Consider the following 18,239-nt stretch of genomic DNA (forward strand, 5'->3'; position numbering starts at 1 on the left):
ATGAGGCTTGGGCTGGCGCGCGCGTCGTGCTAGGCGGCGCGCCCATGCTGACGATCAACGGCCTTACCGTGCGCCTGGGCGGGCGCACCATCCTCGACCGCGCGAGCGCGAGCCTGCCGGCGAAAAGCCGGACGGGGCTGATCGGCCGCAACGGGGCGGGAAAATCGACGCTGATGAAGGCGATGATCGGCAGCCTGGAAGGCGACGAGGGCGGCATCGAAATGCCGCGCCGTACCCGCGTCGGCTATATCGCCCAGGAAGCGCCGAGCGGAACGGCGACGCCCTTCGAAACGGTGCTGGCCGCCGATACCGAGCGCGCCGACCTGATGGCCGCGTCGGAGACGGAGACCGACGCGCACAAGCTGGGCGACATCCACGAACGGTTGATCGCGATCGACGCCTATACCGCTCCGGCGCGCGCCGCTCGCATACTGAGCGGGCTGGGATTCGACGAGACGATGCAGGCGCAATCGCTCGACAGTTTCTCGGGCGGGTGGAAGATGCGCGTCGCACTGGCCGCGCTGCTCTTTTCGAACCCCGACCTGCTGCTGCTCGACGAGCCGTCGAACCACCTCGACCTCGAAGCGACGATGTGGCTCGAAAGCTTTCTGCGCGCCTATCCCGGCCAGCTCGTCGTGATCAGCCATGAACGCGACCTTCTGAACAAGGTCGTCGACCATATCCTTCACCTCGAAGGCGGCAAGGTGACGCTCTATCCGGGCGGCTATGACGCCTTCGAGCGCCAGCGCGCCGAGCGTGTCGCGCAGCTTGCCGCGGCCAAGGCCGCACAGGACGCCCAGCGCGCGAAGCTGCAGGACTATATCGCGCGCAACAGCGCCCGCGCCTCGACCGCGAAGCAGGCGCAGTCGCGCGCGAAACAGCTTGCGCGGATGCAGCCGATCGCGGCGCTGACCGAAGACCCGAGCCTGGTGTTCGATTTCCCGAGCCCCGGCGACGAACTCAAGCCCCCGCTGATCACGCTCGACCTGGCCAGCGTCGGCTATGCGCCCGGCAATCCGGTGCTGCGCCGCCTGAACCTGCGCATCGACCCCGACGACCGCATCGCGCTGCTCGGCCGCAACGGCAATGGCAAGACCACGCTCGCGCGCCTGCTCGCGGCACAGCTTGCGCCCGAAGAGGGCGGGATGGCGGTCGCGGGCAAGATGCGCGTCGGCTATTTCACCCAATATCAGGTCGAGGAACTCGATGGCGCCGATACCCCGCTCGCGCACATGACGCGGGTGATGGCGGGAAAGACCCCGGGGGCGGTGCGCGCGCAACTGGGGCGCTTCGGCTTTTCGGGCGACAGGGCGACGACCGAGGTGCGCAAGCTGTCCGGCGGCGAGCGCGCGCGGCTCGCGCTCGCGTTGATCACGCGCGATGCGCCGCACCTCCTCATCCTCGACGAGCCGACGAACCACCTCGACGTCGATGCGCGCGAGGCACTCGTTCAGGCGCTGAACGGTTATGACGGCGCGGTGCTGATCGTCAGCCATGACCGCCACATGCTCGAAATGTCGGCCGATCGGCTGGTACTGGTCGACGACGGCACCGCGCGCGAATTCGACGGCAGCATGGACGATTATGTCGCGTTCATCCTCGGCCAGGGCGCAGCAAAGGGCGCCGCCGCCAACGACGATGCGAAAGCGGCGGCAAAGCCCAAGGACGCGAAATCGGCGCGGCAGGAGGCGGCGAAGGCCCGCGAGGCACAGGCCGCGCTGCGCAAGGCGGCGAAGGAGCAGGAAGCGCGCGCGGCGAAGCTCGCAGCCAGGATCAGCGCGATCGACCGCGCGATGTTCGACCCCGACAGCGCCGAGCCGGCACTCGCGAAGCTGACGATGGGGGATCTTGCCCAGCGCCGCGGCAAGCTTGCCTCCGAGCTCGAAAGCGTCGAGGCGGCGTGGATGGACGCGCTCGAAGCGATCGAGGCGGCCGCCTGAGACGCTACGGCCGCTTGGGGCGGCAGTCCGGCCGGCGCCCGGCGCATCGCGGCGTCATCCTTTGCGGCTCGATATCTGGATCGGATTCCCGTCGGGGTCTTTGCCGTCGCACATATCGAAGCTGTCCGTCGATTTGACGGGTCCGAACGCGGCCGATACCCGCTTTGTCAGACAGGATCGAGCTGCCGCAACATCATCGGCGAAAAAGGTGAGTTTCGGGGGCCGATTGCCGGGTTTGGACCGTCCCGAATGCAGGGCGATATTACACCCGCCGGCGTTATACTCGACCCATCCGTTTTCCCTGCCTACCACGGTCAATCCAAGTCCGACGCGATAGAATTCTTCCATCTCGGCCATGTTTTCGGTGAAGAGGATCACCCGGCTCAGATCGAACTTCATATGCTTCGCCCTCCATTGCTCGGGACAAATGGACCGCATCCTATTTTTTTCCGCAAGCCGCAAAATGGCGGGTCGCCGCCAAGACGCGGGGCAGGGCCGACCACCCGCGCATTGACTCGCCCGCCTCGACCCATCATAATAGTTTCAATTGAAACCATATAAGGACTGATCATGGCCGACCTGTTCGAAAACCCCCTCGGGCTCGATGGATTCGAGTTCGTCGAATTCTCCGCCCCCGAAAAGGGGATGCTCGAGCCGGTGTTCGAACGCATGGGCTTCACCCGCGTCGCGCGCCATCGGTCGAAGGAGGTCGAACTGTGGCGCCAGGGCGACATCAACCTGATCGCCAATTACGAACCCAGATCGCCGGCAGCCTATTTCGCCGCCGAGCATGGCCCGTCGGCGTGCGGCATGGGCTGGCGCTGCCGCGATGCGGCCAAGGCCTATGCCGAAGCGATCGCGCGCGGCGCCGAGCCGGTCGAGGTCAAGACCGGCCCGATGGAATTGCGCCTGCCGGCGATCCGCGGCATCGGGGGGTCGATCATCTACCTGATCGACCGGTACGGCGACGACCTGTCGATCTACGACATCGACTTCGTTTATGAAGAGGGCGTCGATCGCCACCCGGTTGGCGCGGGGCTCAAGGTCATCGATCACCTGACCCACAATGTCTATGGCGGACGCATGGCGCATTGGGCGGCGTTCTACGAGCGCATCGCCGGTTTCCGCGAGATCCGCTATTTCGACATCAAGGGCGAATATACCGGCCTGACTTCGAAGGCGATGACCGCGCCCGACGGCAAGATCCGCATCCCGCTCAACGAAGAGGGCGCGGGCGGCAAAGGCCAGATCGAGGAATATCTGCGCGCCTATAATGGCGAGGGCATCCAGCACATCGCCTTCGCCTGCGACGACCTTTACGCATCGTGGGACAAGCTCGATGCGCTGGGCAACCCGTTCGCGCCGTCGCCGCCCGAAACCTATTACGAGCTGCTCGCCGAACGCCTGCCCGGTCACGGCGAACCCGTCGACGCGCTGAAGTCGCGGGGCATATTGCTCGATGGTTCGACGACCGAGGGTGATCCGCGCCTGTTGCTTCAGATTTTCGGCCAGACCGTAATCGGCCCCGTTTTCTTCGAATTCATCCAGCGCAAGAAGGACGAAGGCTTCGGCGAAGGCAATTTCACCGCGCTCTTCAAGTCGATGGAACTCGACCAGATCCGCCGCGGCGCGCTGGAGGTCGAAAAGGAACCCGCCGAATGACCAGTCCGATCAAACTCGGCGGCGTCCATCACGCCGCCTATCGCTGCAAGGACGCGAAGGCGACGGTCGAATGGTACGAGGCCATGCTCGGCATGACCTACACGACCGCCTTCGCCGAGGATCATGTGCCCTCGACCGGCGAATATGATCCGTACATGCACGTTTTCCTCGACGCGGGGAACGGCAATATTCTCGCCTTCTTCGAGCTGCCGAACCAGCCCGACATGGGCCGCGACGAAAACACCCCCGCGTGGGTGCAGCATCTCGCCTTCAAGGTCGGCAGCTACGATGAGCTTGTCGCGGCGAAGGCGCATCTGGAGGCGAACGGCGTCGACGTGCTCGGCCCGACGCACCACGGCATCTTCAAGTCGATCTATTTCTTCGACCCCAACGGCCACCGCGTTGAACTCGCGTGCGACATCGGCACCGACGAACAATATGCCGAACTCGCGCGTGTCGCGCCGTTGATGCTCGAGGAATGGAGCCGGACGAAAAAGGCGCCGCGCCATGCCGACTGGTTGCACGCCGCGGCGAACGAATAGACGGCGCGATATAATATCCTGTGCCCCCGCGAAGACGGGGGTCACCACCGGACTGCTCTGTTCCGAACCAGCAGGAGATGGGTCCCCGCCTTCGCGGGGACACACGCGCTATTGTGGCTGGGCGCTATTTCCGCCCCAGCCCGATGCTCTCCAGCGTCGCATGGCTGCATTTGTCGGCGGTCTTTTCGCCGCCGCCGGACAATGCGCTCGCGGCAAGGAACCCTCCGACGACCAACACGATGAATCCGCCCGCGACCCACGCGAGATATTTGTCGATGAACGCCTTGATCGGCGCCCCGAACAGCCGGAACAGGATGCCGACGAGCAGGAAGGAAAAGGCCCGGCTCGCCAGGCTCGCCCACAGGAAGGTCCCGAAGTTCATGTGAATGAAGCCAGCGGTGATCGTCAGCAGCTTGAACGGGATGGGTGTTGCCCCCTTCACCAATATGATCTCGGCGCCATAGTCGCGCAGGTAACAGGCCGCAGCCGGAAAGCTGTCGGTCAGCCCGAGCGCGCCGAGCAGCCACAGCCCGACGCTTTCGTACAGAAAATAGCCGATCGCATAGCCAAGGCAGCCACCGGCAACCGACGCCAGCGTACAGATGATCGCATAGCGCACCGCCTTCTTCGGCTCGGCAAGGCACATCAGGCCCAGCATCGGGTGCGGCGGGATCGGAAAGAAGCTCGCTTCGACGAAAGAGACCAGCGCCAGCCAATATTCGGCATGCGGATGCGCCGACTTTTCCATGGTCCAGTCATAGAGTGTCTGGATCATCGACTTGTTGCGGGTGGTGGCGGTCATGCGGGTCCTTGGATGCGAGAGATCACGCGCTGCCACCTATGCCGTTCGTGTCGAGCGAAATAAAGCCCCTCCCCTTCAGGGGAGGGCGTTTTGCTTAGTGGCGGAAATGGCGCATGCCCGTAAACACCATCGCGAGACCGGCTTCGTTCGCCGCGGCGATCACCTCGTCGTCGCGAATCGATCCGCCCGGCTGGATTACGCAGGTTGCGCCGGCTTCGGCGGCGGCGAGCAAGCCGTCGGCGAAGGGGAAGAAGGCATCGCTCGCGACCGCGCTGCCGACGGTGCGGGGCTGCGCCCAGCCCGCGGCTTCGGCGGCTTCGCGCGCGCGCACCGCAGCGATGCGCGACGAATCGCGGCGGTTCATCTGACCCGCGCCGATCCCTGCGGTCGCGCCGCCCTTGGCATAGACGATCGCGTTCGATTTCACATGCTTGGCGACGGTCCACGCGAACAGCGCATCGGCGAGTTCCTCGTCGGTCGGTGCGCGCGCCGTCACGACCTTCAACTCGTCGCGGGTGATGCGGCCATTGTCGCGGGTCTGCGCGAGCCAGCCTCCGGTGATCGTCTTCATCACCAGGCCGCCGCGCACCGGATCGGGCAGCTCGCCAGTGAGCAGCAGGCGCAGGTTCTTTTTCTTCGCAAAGATCGCGCGCGCGTCGGCATCGGCGTCGGGGGCGACCACGACCTCGGTAAAGATGCTCGCGATCGCCTCGGCCGTCGCGCCGTCGAGCGGCCGGTTGAGCGCGACGATGCCCCCAAAGGCCGATACGCTGTCGCACGCCAGCGCTTCGGTCCATGCTTCGGCGAGGCTGCCAGCGGTCGCAACGCCGCACGGATTGGCGTGCTTGACGATCACGCAGGTCGGCGCGGCCTCGCGGAATTCGGCGACGAGATCGAGCGCCGCATCGGCGTCGTTGATATTGTTGTAGCTCAGTTCCTTGCCCTGCACCTGCTCGGCCTGCGCGATGCCGAGTGCCGCGGGACCGGTGGGCAGGTAAAGCGCCGCCTTCTGATGCGGATTTTCGCCATAGCGCAGTTCGCTCGCGAGTTTCGCGGTGAGCGGCAACGTGTCGGGGAAGAGCTTGCCCTGGTCAGCGAAGGCGAACCAGCTCGCGATCATCCCGTCATAGGTCGCGGTATGGGCAAAGGCGGTCGCGGCGAGCCGCTTGCGCAGCGCGAGGCTGGTCGCGCCGCCGTTCGCGTCCAACTCCTCGATCACCGCGGCATAGTCTTCGGGCTCGGTGACGATGCCGACGAAGGCGTGGTTCTTCGCCGCCGAACGCACCATCGCGGGCCCGCCGATGTCGATATTCTCGATAATCTCGTCGCGTGCCGCGCCCTTCGCCACCGTCGCGGCAAAAGGATAGAGATTGACGACGACCAGGTCGATGCCGCCGATGCCGTGCGCCTCCATCGCGGCGACATGCGCCGCGTCGTCGCGCACCGCCAGGATGCCGCCGTGGACGGTCGGGTGCAGCGTCTTGACGCGCCCGTCCATCATCTCGGGGAAACCGGTCAGGTCGGCGACGTCGAGCACGTCATGCCCCGCCTCGCGCAACGCCTTGGCCGTGCCGCCGGTCGAAACCAGCTCGACGCCGTGGCGGGTGAGCGCGGCGGCCAGGTCGGGAAGCCCCGCCTTGTCGCTGACGGACAGAAGCGCGCGGCGGACGGGGACGAGATCGGTCATGGGAAAACGGCCTTTTGCGAGACGGGAAAGTCGCGGCTCCCCTAAGCGCGTGGCGGCGTTTGGGCAACCGTTTGAAGGTTCACGCGGAGACGCGGAGGCGCGGAGAAGGAAAATATGCGCGCGGAGGTCTCCGCGTGAACATTTTCTCTGCGTTATCTACGCCCTCTGCGCGAATCTCTTACAGCCCCAGCGCGGCCGCGATGCGATCCCAGCGGACGATCTTGAAATTCTGCGCATTCGGGGCGTTGTCGCCATCCTGCGCAATGAAGATGCCGTCGGGATAGGCGGCGCCGAAATTGCCCGCGACCGCTTCGATGCCATCGGTCTCGCTCATCGCGCCGAATTCGCCGGCGGCGACCGCAAAACGGCCGACATAATCCATCGCCGGCAGGCGAAACACCGCATAGGCATTGTCGCCCTGGCTCGACGCGATCAGATAGCGCCGGCCCTTGTGGTCGATTGTCGCAAGCCCCTCGACATCGGCGACGAGGCGCTGGTTGTCGACCGGTGCGACCAGGCTTGCATCGACGCCGCCGCTGCCCGGCGTCAACCGCCAGATGCCCGCATCCTCCTCGCCGACATAGAGCGTGTCGCCATCGAATACACAGCCTTCGGACTGGGTCGGGATCTTATACTCCCACTGCACCGCGAACGCCGGCTCGGCGCCCTCGGCCAGCGTCAGGGTGCCGACGCGGACGGTGCCGTCCTTGACGATCAGCGCCGCGGTAATCGGCGCGCCGGGCGCGCTGCGCTTGAGGCACAGGCCATAGGCTTCGCCCGATCCCGCGCTGGCCCGGCCGAGCGCCGCGATCGCGGGCGTCGCGGGATCGAGGCGAAAGACCGCAAGATGCGCGTTCACCCCGTCGTTGCGGTCGCTCGCGACGATGATGTCGCCCGCGACATCGACATTGTTCACCAGTCCGCCCTCGCTGAACGCAAGGTCCCTGCCGGAAAGGTCATAGACATGGAGGCCCGCCTTCTTGTCGGTCGCGATGATCAGCGCGCGGTCCGGGTTCGCGGGGTCGACCCAGATCGCCGGGTCGTCGGCGGCATCGGCCTTGCTGGTCCCGACCGGTTGCGTCTCCCCGCTCGCCGTCACGGGCGCCGGGGGCAGGCCCATGATCACGGGCTCCGCGGGCGCGCAGCCGCCGAGCAAGGCGGCGCTTGCGATGGTTGCGCTCCAACCTATCGACGCGATACGGTTCATGCTGAATCCCCTGTTCCCGGCAACGCCGACCCTGTGGCGCGCCAGTCCCAGCAAAGCGGATCGGGGTCAATCCCCTAACATTTCCGTCACTTGTTCGTCATCAAACTGTCATGGCAAAGCGCCGGCCTGTCACGCGCGCGTCGGAATTTTGTTTCGCACGAAGCCAAGAAGAAATCTCTCAACTCCGTTCGCCCTGAGCTTGTCGAAGGGCCGTTCTTTTCTTCCGGGTTGCGAGAAAGACGGTGCTTCGACAAGCTCAGCACGAACGGACGTGAAGACATCTTCGTGGCTTCGTGCGAAACCATATGAAACAGCCGCCGCAGCTCTGCCGCATCGTCAGCCGATATGTTTGAACAGCCAGCCGATGCTCGCGCCGCCCGCCGGCGCCACGCCGGTGACGACCAACTGCTCGCTCGGGTGCGGCCGGCCCTCGCCGTCGACCCACAGGCTTTCTTCGACCTCGAGGGTCCCTTCGGAGGTGCGGAACTGCCACAGCGGGCCGCCGGCGATCCGCAGCAGCGCGCCCAGTTTGTCGGCGGTCAGGCTCGCCGAGATTGTCCGCCCGAGGTGAAAGCGCAGTGTGAACGCCTTTTCCGCCTTGCGCCGGCTGCGCGGGGCGGGGAGCAGCATGTCCTCGCCGCGAAGCTCGCGGCCATTGGGGGACAGGATGAGCAGTCGGCGATGAATCAGCCCGTGGCGCCGCGCATAGCCGTCGTGGCTCATCTCGAGCCGGCTGCCCTGCGGCGTCTCGCGTCGGTCGAGTTCGACCTCGGTCACCCCCTTGCCGAGCGCGCCGCTTGGCAGGATCGCGGTCGAATTGCTGTCGGCGATCGTCAGCGTCGAATGCGCCGCGGTGGTGCGCAGGCCACGCGCAAGGTCGGCGGGGATCGTCGCGCCGGTCAGCGCGGCGCCGCCGCAATTGACAACGATGCGTTCGCCGCCATCGGACAGTTCGAAGGCGAGGGTCGAGGCGCAACCGGCTTCGGTCACGCGCGCGATCGGCGGCGGCGCGGCGTCGGCCAGCACGACGACCTTGTTCGCGACCAGCCGCTGATAGCCCCAGTCGCGCGCCTGCTTGAGCGGGCGGGTCCGCACGCGGCTCGCCTCGACGATCGCGTCGATGACCGCGGCGTCGGTGGCGCCGCTGCCCTGCCAGCTTCCCATGCCGCCATCGCTGTGCGTCAGGCCGAGCAGCGCGGGAACGGTGCGGTCGAGAACCTCCTGCACGAAGGGAGGCAGGTCGATGCGGCGCATGTCATAGGCGCGCGCGAGCATCGACAGCGCCATGATCGCGTCGAGCTGCGCCTGCGGCGAGCGGGAGATATTGCCGCCGTCGGCATAGAAGCTGGTTTCGAGCACCTTGCGCAGCCCCGCCTCGCCGAAAACCTGCCGCGGTTCGCCGCCGGGCATCAGCAGCGACGCGGCGACGATGCCGACCCACGCGACGAGCTGGCCGACCCCGGGGCGCGTCTTGTCGGCGACGCGGTCGAGGTGGCGTGCGGCGCGCGCGAGGTGGTTGAGCACCGCCGAGCGGTAGATGAGATCGCTCGACGAGAGGATCAGCGGCGCGTGGGCGGCCCAGAACAGGATACGCCAGCCGCTGTTTTCGGCGCTCCACGCGGGCTCGCTCACCGTTTCGCCATGCACGGCGAGCCACTGGCGGACCATCGCCTCGGCGATCGGCGCGGTCTCGGCACGCGTGCCCGCGGCGGCGAGGTCGCGCAGCCAGGCGAAGCTGTGCAGATAATCGGCAAAGGTCGGCGCGACCGCCAGCGTGGCGAAATCGAGGTCGCCGATCGGCAGTTTCAGCCCGCGGTGGAGGAAATGCCCGGCGCGGATCGCGGTGCCCGCGCGCACGTCGCCGGGCACCGGGTCTTCGGGAACGCCCAGCAGCTTGAGCGGGAAGCGCCCCTTCAGGCGAAAGGCGTGGAGCGGGGTGCGCCAGGTCAGCCGGGTGATGTGGTTGGCGATACGGTCGCCAAGCGACAGCCCCTTTTCGGCGGGCAGGCGGATCAGCCTCTTGCCGGGCTCGATCGTGTCGTCGAGCGGCGCGCCGTCGCCCGCCGTATCGGGCAGCGGGTCGGCCGGGGCCGCGGTCAAGGGGCGCCCTTCGCCCATGTCAGGCGCCGCGCAGGCGCCGGATGTTGCCGGCATAGGCGTCGGGCCCGCCCTTGAAGGTCGCGGTTCCGGCAACGAGCACGTCGGCGCCCGCTGCGATCGCTTGCGGCGCGGTCGCCGCATCGATCCCGCCATCGACCTCCAGCCGGATGTCGCGGCCCGACTTGTCGATCATCTTGCGCACCGCCTCGATCTTGCGAAGCTGGCTCGCGATGAAGCTCTGCCCGCCGAAGCCGGGATTTACGCTCATCACCAGGACAAGGTCGATCTCGTCGATCAGATAGTCGAGCATCTTGGCCGGCGTCGCGGGATTGAGCGACACACCCGCCTGCTTGCCGAGCGACTTGATGTGCTGAACGCTGCGGTGGATATGCGGCCCCGCTTCGGGATGAACGGTGATGATGTCGGCGCCCGCGGCGGCAAAGGCGTCTAGGAAGCCGTCGACCGGGCTGATCATCAGATGGACGTCGAAGGGCAGGGTCGAATGCGGGCGCAGCGCTTTCACCACCGCGGGACCGATCGTCAGATTGGGCACGAAATGGCCGTCCATCACGTCGATATGCACCCAGTCGGCACCCGCCGCCTCGATCGCGCGCACCTCCTGCCCCAGCGCGGCGAAATCGGCGCTCAGGATCGAAGGGGCGATGCGGACGGGGGCAGGGGTTTCGGCGGTCATGGACCGCCCTTAACCATCAAGCGGTGGGCGGGCAAGCAGGCTGCGAAGCTGTCTGCGGCAAAGTCGGTGGATAATGCGCCGATCCTGCGAACCGGACGGATTATTTGCGCCGTCCCCGGCCGCCGCGCGGCTCGCCGGAGCCGCCACCCCATCGCCAGTGCCACCCGCCCTCGGTGCGCTTGCGATAGAGCGGCATCGGCGCCAATGCGGCAAGCACCACCAGGATCGTCACGACCAGCGGGTGGCCGCTAAGCAGCGTCACCAGCCCCATGATCAACGCAACGTGGGCGGCGAGCATGACCCACCCCTGCCACGCGATTGGCAAGCCGGTGCCATAGCCACGGGCCTTGGCGCGAAACCAGGGACGGTCGTCGAGAAACAGATGCAGCATCGGTCTATTCCTTCCCGCGATGGGTTTCGATGAAATCGGCGATCGCCGTGACCAGGCGAGGCTCAATCGGTTTGTCGGGGTCGGTGTAGGTTGCCATGTTGGCGGCGCGCCCTTCGCCCTCGACATGTTTCAGCGTGTGCGACATGCCGTCGATCCGGATGCGCGCGGCTTTCGGCTGGGCGGCGGCCAGGGCGTCGGCATCGGCGACCGAGACTTGCAGGTCGCTGCCGCCGCTTGCGATCAGGATCGGTTTGTCGACCGCCGCGATCATCGGAGCGGGCAGATGGGCGATCAGGTCGATCAGGAAATCCTGGACCGCCGGGTTGAAAAGACCGTTGGCCAAGGCCGGGTGCATCCCCGACACGTCTGCATGATCGCCGCGAGCGAGGGCATCCAGCGCGGTGTCGGCATCGGCCAGCAGCGGAGCGTTCGCCGGATTGGCCGCAAGCTGTTCGCGGATCACGGCATCGAGCGACCGGCCGGGGGTCGCGATCAGGACGAGGCCGCAGACGAGCGGATCCTGCGCGGCGGCCAGCGCGACGAGACCGCCTTCGCTATGCCCGGCGATCCAGACGCATCGGGTCCCGCTCCTGTCGGCGAGGGCGCGAACCCATTTCCGCGCATCCTCGGCATAGGCGGCGAGCGTCACCTTGTTCGCGTCGGCAATGGCATCCTTGCTTGCGAACATGCCGCGTTTGTCGATCCTCGCCGCAGAAACGCCCTTGGCCGCCAAGGCTTCGGCGAGCAGGCGATAGCTGTTCGGGTGCAGACCCATCGGACTATTGCCGTCGCGATCGGTCGGGCCCGACCCGGGAAGGATGAGCACCACGGGCGCATCGGCCGGATCGGCGGCAAGCAGCGTGCCGGCCAGCGGACCCTGCGGACCCGGCACCGTCATGTCGACAGAGACCGGCGCGGCGGCAACGGAGCCGGGGATCGGGGTAAACGCCAACACCGCGCCAAGGACAGCCTTGCGGATCATCTTTTTCCTCCTCCGGGTGGCCGTCCGCGCCTGGGCGGGGACGGCGGCTCGAGCTTCACGCCGCGGCGGGCGAGCGCCTCGCGCAGCAGCACTTCGATCTCGGCATTGGCGCTGCGTAGGTCGGCCGCCGCCGCGCGCTCGATCGCCGCGTAGAGCGCGGGATCGAGGCGGAGGGCAAAGGCCTTCTTGGCGGGCGCGGGCATGAGTAAACCAACCTCACTTCCCGTTCGCATCGAGCGATATCGAGATGCCGAGAGAGCCAATGGCCACGACGGGTCTCCGGACTTCGCTCGACACGAACGGATATCTCAGTTCAATAGAGCGTTCCGGCGTTGACGACCGGCTGGGTGTCGCGCTCGCTGCACAGCACGACCATCAGGTTCGACACCATCGTCGCGCGGCGTTCGTCGTCGAGGTGGACGACATCCTTTTCCGACAAATGGTTGAGTGCCATCTCGACCATCGTCACCGCGCCCTCGACCAGTTTCTTGCGCGCGCCGATCACCGCTTCGGCCTGTTGGCGGCGAAGCATCGCCCCGGCAATTTCCTGTGCATAGGCGAGGTGGGTCAGGCCGCATTCGTCGACGGTGATCCCCGCGACCGCGAGCCGTTCGATCAGCGCCTTTTTCAACTCGACGCCAATCTCGTCATGGTTGCCGCGCAGCGTGATTTCCTGGTCCTCGATATCGTCATAGGGATATCGCGACCCGATCGCGCGCACCGCCGCCTCGATCTGCGCGATCACGAATTCCTTGTAGTCGTCGACGTCGAACAGCGCCTGCGCGGTGTCGGTGACGCGCCACACGACCTGCGCCGCCATTTCGATCGGGTTGCCGCGAAGGTCGTTGACCTTGATCTTCTCCGAAATAATGTTGTTCGCGCGCACCGCGATCTTCTTGCGCGTCAGCCACGGCAGCACCCAGCGCAGCCCGGTCGCGCGGTCGGTGCCCTTGTAGCTGCCGAAGAGCTGGATCGCGGCAGCCTCGTTAGGATTGATCAGGTAGAAGCCTGCCAGAACAAGCGTGCCGATCACCGCCGAGACGACGACGACCACCCATTTCCACGCCACCTGATAGGCAGCGGTGCCGTTACTGATCCCCGCCCACAGCGCGAGACCGAGCAGGGCCAGCCACGCGAACAGCATCAGATATCCGCTCGCGGTCGCGGCGCGCACTTCGCGCGTCGGATTGAGCGCAGCACTCAGGTTCGAATCACTCATGACACCCTCCGATATAAATCCGATATCATAATTATATCAATTCGAGCAGCCGTCAAGCGGATTTGCCGACCATGTCCCCGCACCCATCACCCGCAAGCGGGCGGCGCGGATCTTGTAAAGGCTCGCGGTGCGGGCGATAGCGGGCTGCGATGAGCCCGCCACCCGCCACCCGTCAGTCGGCCTTTGACCGGCTGACCGTTCATGCCCCCTTCCTGGCGCGCCTTGCCGAGCTTCATCCGGCCGACGTGGCGCGCTTCCTTGCCGATGGCGCCGATGCCGCGATGGCCGAGGTGGCGCCGCCGGCCGTCGACGACGACATCATGCCGGCGCTGCGCCGATGGCGCGGCCGGATCGCGCTGCTGCTGGCGCTCGGGGACCTGTCGGGCGAGCATGACGTGGCCACGACCACGCGCCTGTTGTCCGATTTCGCGGATGCCGCATGCGATCTGGCGCTCGCGGCGGCGTTCGCGGAGCGCGTCCCCGACGCCGAACCGCGCGGACTCGCCGTGATCGCGCTCGGCAAGCTCGGCAGTTTCGAGCTCAACTATTCGTCGGACATCGATCCGATCCTGATCTTCGATCCCGAAACGCTGCCGCGCCGCGAGCGCGACGACCCCGACGAGGCGGCGGTACGGATCGCGCGACGCTTCGTCGAAATCCTCTCGGCGCGCACCGCCGACGGTCATGTGCTGCGCGTCGACCTGCGACTGCGCCCGCATCCCGAAGTGACACCGATCGTGCTGCCGGTGAACGCCGCCATCTCCTATTATGAATCCGAAGCGCTCGCCTGGGAACAGGCGGCGTTCATCCGCAGCCGCGCGTCGGCGGGGGACCGCGCGCTCGGAACCCGCTTTCTGACTGCAATCCAGCCCTTCATCTGGCGTCGCAGCCTCGACTTCCGCCAGCTTGGCGAAATCGGCGCAATGAGCGACCGCATCCGCGACCATTTCGCGCAGGGGCAGGCCTTCGGACTCGGCTACGATCTCAAGCGCGGGCGCGGCGGCATTCGCGAGATCGAGTTTTTCGCGCAGGTCCACCAGCTGATCTATGGCGGTCGCGATCCGGCGTTGCGGGTGCCCGCGACGGTCGACGCGCTTGCGGCGCTTGCCGCCGCCGGGCGGATCGACACCGGCATCTCGACCCGCCTGTCGAGCCATTATGCGACGCTGCGCCGGATCGAGCATCGGCTGCAGATGATCGAGGACCAGCAGACGCACAGCCTTCCCGTGCAGGCGGCGGCGCTCGATGCGGTTGCCCGGCTCGATGGCGAAGCCGACGGTGCCGCGCTGCTCGACAGCCTGCGTCCGGTGGTGGACGATGTCGGCACCTGTTACGATGCGCTCGTTGCCGATCGCGCGGCGCCCTCGGGGCTGCCGCGCGAGGAGAAGGAGCTTGCCGCGAGGCTCGCGGGCCTGGGATTCGATCCGCCCGACGCCGCCCTGCGCACCATCGCCGAATGGCGCGGTGGGACGCTGCGCGCGCTGCGCAGCCCGGCCGCGCTCGAGGCGCTGGAGACGGTGCTTCCCGAACTGATGAAGGCGCTTGGCGCCGCACCCGACCCCGCTGGCGCGCTGCTGCGCTTCGACAAGCTGGTGGCGGGGCTGCCCAGCGCGGTCAATTTCTTTCATTTGCTCGCCGCGCAACCCGCGCTTGCCAGGGTCGCGACGCGCATCCTGTCGCTGGCGCCGACCCTGGCCACCGCCCTCGGCGCGCGGGTCGAGCTGATCGACGGCCTGATCGATGCGCGGGCTTTCGACGCGCCGGCAAGCCAGCCCGAGCTGATCGCCGAATGGGCGCCCGGGCTGGCGGGGCTCGATTACGAACGGGTGCTGGACCGCGTGCGCGATCGCGTCGGCGAGCGGCGCTTCGCCTATGGCGCGCAGCTCGTCGCGGGCAGCGCCGACCCGCTGGTGATTGCGCGCGGCTATTCGGACCTCGCCGAAGCAGCACTGCAAGTGCTCGCCGACGCGACCGTTGCCGAATTCGTCGAGTCGCACGGCCGCGTACCGTACAGCGAACTCGTGATTCTGGCCCTCGGGCGATTCGGCGGGCAGGCACTTACCCACGCCTCGGACCTCGACCTTATCTACCTGTTCACCGGCGACCACCTTGCCGAATCGGACGGCTCGCGTCCGCTTGGCGCGACGACCTATTACAACCGCCTCGCCCAGCGGGTGACCGGTGCTCTGTCGGTGCCGACCGCAGCCGGAAAACTCTATGACATCGATGTGCGGCTGCGGCCGCAGGGTGCGCAGGGGCCGCTGGTCGTCACGGTCGACAGTTTCGAACGCTATCAGCGCGAAGAAGCCTGGACGTGGGAGCATATGGCGCTGCTGCGCGCGCGGCCGGTCTATGGCAGCGACGCGGCACGGAGTGCGGTCGGGCGGGTTATCGGCGATGTTCTGGCCGGGTCGCGCGGCGACGGGGTGGCGCGTGACGCCGCGGGGATGCGGGCGAAAATCGCCGCCCACAAGCCCGCCGCAGGCGCGCTCGACGTAAAGGGCGGGGCCGGCGGCCTCGTCGATCTGGAGTTCGCGATGCAGGTGGTCCAGCTCGAATCGGGCCGCTGTCACGACCCGCACATCCCCACCGCGCTCGCCTGTCTCGTCGCGGCGGGGCTCGCACCGCCGCCGGTGGTCGCGGCGCAGGACCTGCTGACGCGCATCCTCGTCATGCTCCGCTTGACCGCCCCCGAAGGCGATCCGTCGACCGCGCCGGCGCGGCAGCTTGTCGCCGCGGCGTGCGGATGCGACGATTGGCCCGCGCTGCTTGCAGCGCACGACGCGGCGCGGCAGGAGGTCGCGGACTGGTGGGCCGCGATTCGGCCCCGCAACGAACAGCAGGAGAGTGAAGCATGAGCGCAATCGCCCCCGGGGATGCGATTCCCCCGGTGCAGGTCGCCGACGCCGACGGGGCGACGATCGATCTCGCCAGCCTGACGGGCGCACCGCTGGTGGTCTATTTCTATCCCAAGGCCGACACGCCCGGATGCACCGTCGAGGCGCAGGACTTCACGCGCCTTGCGCCCGATTTCGCACATCTGGGCGCGCATGTGATCGCCGTGTCGCGCGATGCGCCGGCGAAGCTGTGCAAGTTTCGCGACAAATATGGGCTGACCGTGCGGCTCGCGTCCGACGAGGACGGCGCGGTCTGCGAGGCGTTCGGCACCTGGGTCGAAAAGAAGAATTACGGGCGCACCTATATGGGCATAGAACGCTCGACCTTCCTGTTCGGCGCCGACGGCACGTTGGCGAAGGAATGGCGCAAGGTGCGCGTGAAAGGCCATGCCGACGCCGTCCTGGAGGCTGCGAAGGCGCTTTAGGCGATGACGAGGCTGGGAGACGCCGCGCGCGCGGTCCTGCTGACCCGCGATCCGCACGACAAGCGCCGCGCCGCGCGCTCGCTTGCGCGGGCGTGGCGGCGCGGCGAGATCGCGCATAGCTGCGACGCCGCCATGCCCGACCGGCCGGCGTGGCCGGCAACGCCCGAGTTGCTCGCCCCGGCACAGATGCCGCGGCGGCGCAAGGGCGGGTCGGAGCGCGGACGGATCGCGATGATCCATGCGCTCGCGCATATCGAATTCGTCGCGATCGACCTTGCCGTCGACCTCGTCGGGCGTTTCGGCGGCGGCTTCCCGCGCGCTTTCGTCGACGACTGGTTGGGCGTGGCGGCCGATGAGGCGATGCATTTCGCCCTGCTCGACCGCCGGCTGCGCGCGCTCGGCAGCCATTACGGCGCCCTGCCCGCTCATGCCGGATTGTGGGAGGCGGCGGAGGCGACCGCCGACGACGCGCTGGCACGGCTCGCAATCGTCCCGATGGTGCTGGAAGCGCGCGGGCTCGATGTCACCCCGGCGACGGTCGCGCGCTTTCGCAGCGTCGGCGACGAATCGTCGGCCAGGATCCTCGATCGCATCTACGCCGACGAAATCCGCCATGTGAGCGCGGGGACGCGCTGGTTCGAGTGGCTGTGCGACGAACGGCGGGTCGAACCGCAGGCGACATGGCAAACCCTCGTAAAATCGCGATTTCGGGGGAGTTTGAAGGCGCCATTCAACGACTCGGCGCGCCGCAATGCCGGTTTAACGCAAGAATACTACGCGGTTATTGCTTCGTAACCTTTGCCCATGCACCAACGGTCGCGGGCAGGGAATTATCCCATCCACGATGAACAACCGGCACCGGCGGTGTGCGAACCACCCACCGGCGACATGGCGAATAGCGGGGTCGATACGTGCGAAACGCAAGCTGGACGCAGAAGTTCCGACTCGGATTCCTTTTTTGTGCAATGGCGACGACGGGGCTGACCGCCCAGGTTGCGCATGCCGTCGAAGACAATGCCGACGCCGGCGTGGTCGTCCCCGATGAACCCGATGACGACAGTTTCGATCCCGGCATCGCGCCGTCGGTCGGCGAAGACAATGAAGCGCGGGCGGTCTTCCAGGCGTGGAAGCGCCTCGACACGGGTTTGACGGCATCGCTCGGCGTCGCGGTTCCGTCGCGCCGTCCCATCGAAAAAATGTCGCTGTCCTCCTCCTATGGCATGCGCGTCCATCCGATCACCGGCCGGGTCGCGCGTCACAACGGCATCGACATTCCCGCACCCTATGGCACGCCGATCTATGCCACCGCCGACGGGATCGTCGGCCGCGCCCAGCGCCTGGGTGGCTATGGCAATTATGTCGAAATCAATCACGGCAACGAGATTCAGACCCGGTACGGCCATATGTCGCGCTTCGTCGTCCATTCGGGCGAACAGGTGAAGAAGGGCGATATCATCGGTTACGTCGGGTCGACCGGCCGCTCGACCGGCAACCACCTGCATTACGAAGTCCGTATCGAAGGCTCGCCGGTCAACCCGCTGCCGTTCGTCCGCTCGGACCAGATGGCGATCGCCGCCTTGTCCGGCGAGGAGGCCAAGATGGCGATGGGCGGCCCCGAAGACTAAAGCCTCACACGAGATCGGAGAGGAGGGGGCGTCCTCCGGCCGGCGGCCGAGGCGCCCTTTTCATTT

Annotated in this window: 17 protein-coding genes; 7 read left to right on the forward strand and 10 right to left on the reverse strand. The window is 67.0% G+C overall.

The annotated features are described in order from the left end of the window. The first annotated feature begins 44 nt into the window (after positions 1 to 44). A complete protein-coding gene (locus AC58D2_RS05380) occupies positions 45 to 1,940 on the forward strand; it encodes an ABC-F family ATP-binding cassette domain-containing protein (protein WP_497388049.1) in 1,896 nt (631 codons plus the stop codon). A gap of 54 nt (positions 1,941 to 1,994) precedes the next feature. On the opposite strand, the gene AC58D2_RS05385 is transcribed toward AC58D2_RS05380, so the two are convergent. Continuing rightward, complete coding sequence (locus AC58D2_RS05385) at positions 1,995 to 2,339, reverse strand: VOC family protein (protein WP_497388051.1); 345 nt, start codon at positions 2,337 to 2,339, stop codon at positions 1,995 to 1,997. Positions 2,340 to 2,510: 171 nt separating this feature from the next. Between AC58D2_RS05385 and hppD the strand changes: the two genes are divergently transcribed. Continuing rightward, positions 2,511 to 3,602 carry a 4-hydroxyphenylpyruvate dioxygenase gene (gene hppD / locus AC58D2_RS05390; protein ID WP_497388053.1) on the forward strand — a complete coding sequence of 364 codons (1,092 nt, stop codon included), beginning with the start codon at positions 2,511 to 2,513 and terminating at the stop codon, positions 3,600 to 3,602. After that, complete coding sequence (locus AC58D2_RS05395) at positions 3,599 to 4,144, forward strand: VOC family protein (protein WP_497388055.1); 546 nt, start codon at positions 3,599 to 3,601, stop codon at positions 4,142 to 4,144. The genes hppD and AC58D2_RS05395 overlap by 4 nt, the downstream gene beginning before the upstream one ends. A gap of 124 nt (positions 4,145 to 4,268) precedes the next feature. On the opposite strand, the gene AC58D2_RS05400 is transcribed toward AC58D2_RS05395, so the two are convergent. The 9 genes from AC58D2_RS05400 to AC58D2_RS05440 all read right to left on the reverse strand — a co-directional run bounded on the left by AC58D2_RS05400 (position 4,269) and on the right by AC58D2_RS05440 (position 13,226). Then, on the reverse strand, positions 4,269 to 4,919 hold the full coding sequence (locus AC58D2_RS05400) for a YqaA family protein (protein WP_497388574.1): 651 nt from the start codon (positions 4,917 to 4,919) through the stop codon (positions 4,269 to 4,271). A gap of 121 nt (positions 4,920 to 5,040) precedes the next feature. Next, complete coding sequence (gene purH, locus AC58D2_RS05405; RefSeq protein WP_497388057.1) at positions 5,041 to 6,633, reverse strand: bifunctional phosphoribosylaminoimidazolecarboxamide formyltransferase/IMP cyclohydrolase; 1,593 nt, start codon at positions 6,631 to 6,633, stop codon at positions 5,041 to 5,043. 178 nt (positions 6,634 to 6,811) lie between these two features. Continuing rightward, on the reverse strand, positions 6,812 to 7,840 hold the full coding sequence (locus AC58D2_RS05410; protein ID WP_497388059.1) for a phytase: 1,029 nt from the start codon (positions 7,838 to 7,840) through the stop codon (positions 6,812 to 6,814). 336 nt (positions 7,841 to 8,176) lie between these two features. After that, positions 8,177 to 9,958 carry a heparinase II/III family protein gene (locus tag AC58D2_RS05415; RefSeq protein WP_497388061.1) on the reverse strand — a complete coding sequence of 594 codons (1,782 nt, stop codon included), beginning with the start codon at positions 9,956 to 9,958 and terminating at the stop codon, positions 8,177 to 8,179. A gap of 1 nt (position 9,959) precedes the next feature. After that, positions 9,960 to 10,634, reverse strand: coding sequence for a ribulose-phosphate 3-epimerase (rpe, locus tag AC58D2_RS05420; protein ID WP_497388063.1), 675 nt, complete (start codon positions 10,632 to 10,634; stop codon positions 9,960 to 9,962). A 100-nt stretch (positions 10,635 to 10,734) separates the two neighbouring features. Then, a complete protein-coding gene (locus AC58D2_RS05425; protein ID WP_497388065.1) occupies positions 10,735 to 11,025 on the reverse strand; it encodes a hypothetical protein in 291 nt (96 codons plus the stop codon). A gap of 4 nt (positions 11,026 to 11,029) precedes the next feature. Continuing rightward, positions 11,030 to 12,007, reverse strand: coding sequence for an alpha/beta fold hydrolase (locus AC58D2_RS05430; protein WP_497388067.1), 978 nt, complete (start codon positions 12,005 to 12,007; stop codon positions 11,030 to 11,032). Then, entirely contained in the window at positions 12,004 to 12,210 is a 207-nt protein-coding gene (locus tag AC58D2_RS05435; protein WP_497388069.1) for a type II toxin-antitoxin system antitoxin, read from the reverse strand. Before AC58D2_RS05435 ends, AC58D2_RS05430 begins: the two co-directional genes overlap by 4 nt. Positions 12,211 to 12,320: 110 nt before the next feature. Next, a complete protein-coding gene (locus AC58D2_RS05440) occupies positions 12,321 to 13,226 on the reverse strand; it encodes an SPFH domain-containing protein (RefSeq protein WP_497388071.1) in 906 nt (301 codons plus the stop codon). Between the two features lie 149 nt (positions 13,227 to 13,375). Between AC58D2_RS05440 and glnE the strand changes: the two genes are divergently transcribed. The 4 genes from glnE (at position 13,376) to AC58D2_RS05460 (ending at position 18,173) form a co-directional block, all read left to right on the forward strand. After that, positions 13,376 to 16,084 carry a bifunctional [glutamate--ammonia ligase]-adenylyl-L-tyrosine phosphorylase/[glutamate--ammonia-ligase] adenylyltransferase gene (gene glnE, locus AC58D2_RS05445; protein ID WP_497388073.1) on the forward strand — a complete coding sequence of 903 codons (2,709 nt, stop codon included), beginning with the start codon at positions 13,376 to 13,378 and terminating at the stop codon, positions 16,082 to 16,084. Continuing rightward, on the forward strand, positions 16,081 to 16,548 hold the full coding sequence (locus AC58D2_RS05450) for a peroxiredoxin (protein ID WP_497388075.1): 468 nt from the start codon (positions 16,081 to 16,083) through the stop codon (positions 16,546 to 16,548). The genes glnE and AC58D2_RS05450 overlap by 4 nt, the downstream gene beginning before the upstream one ends. A gap of 3 nt (positions 16,549 to 16,551) precedes the next feature. Further along, complete coding sequence (locus AC58D2_RS05455) at positions 16,552 to 17,343, forward strand: ferritin-like domain-containing protein (protein WP_497388077.1); 792 nt, start codon at positions 16,552 to 16,554, stop codon at positions 17,341 to 17,343. 170 nt (positions 17,344 to 17,513) lie between these two features. Then, positions 17,514 to 18,173: a M23 family metallopeptidase gene (locus tag AC58D2_RS05460; protein ID WP_497388079.1), complete on the forward strand. Its 660-nt coding sequence runs from the start codon at positions 17,514 to 17,516 to the stop codon at positions 18,171 to 18,173. Positions 18,174 to 18,239 lie beyond the last annotated feature (66 nt).

It is taken from the genome of Sphingopyxis sp. CR5, from assembly GCF_059693785.1.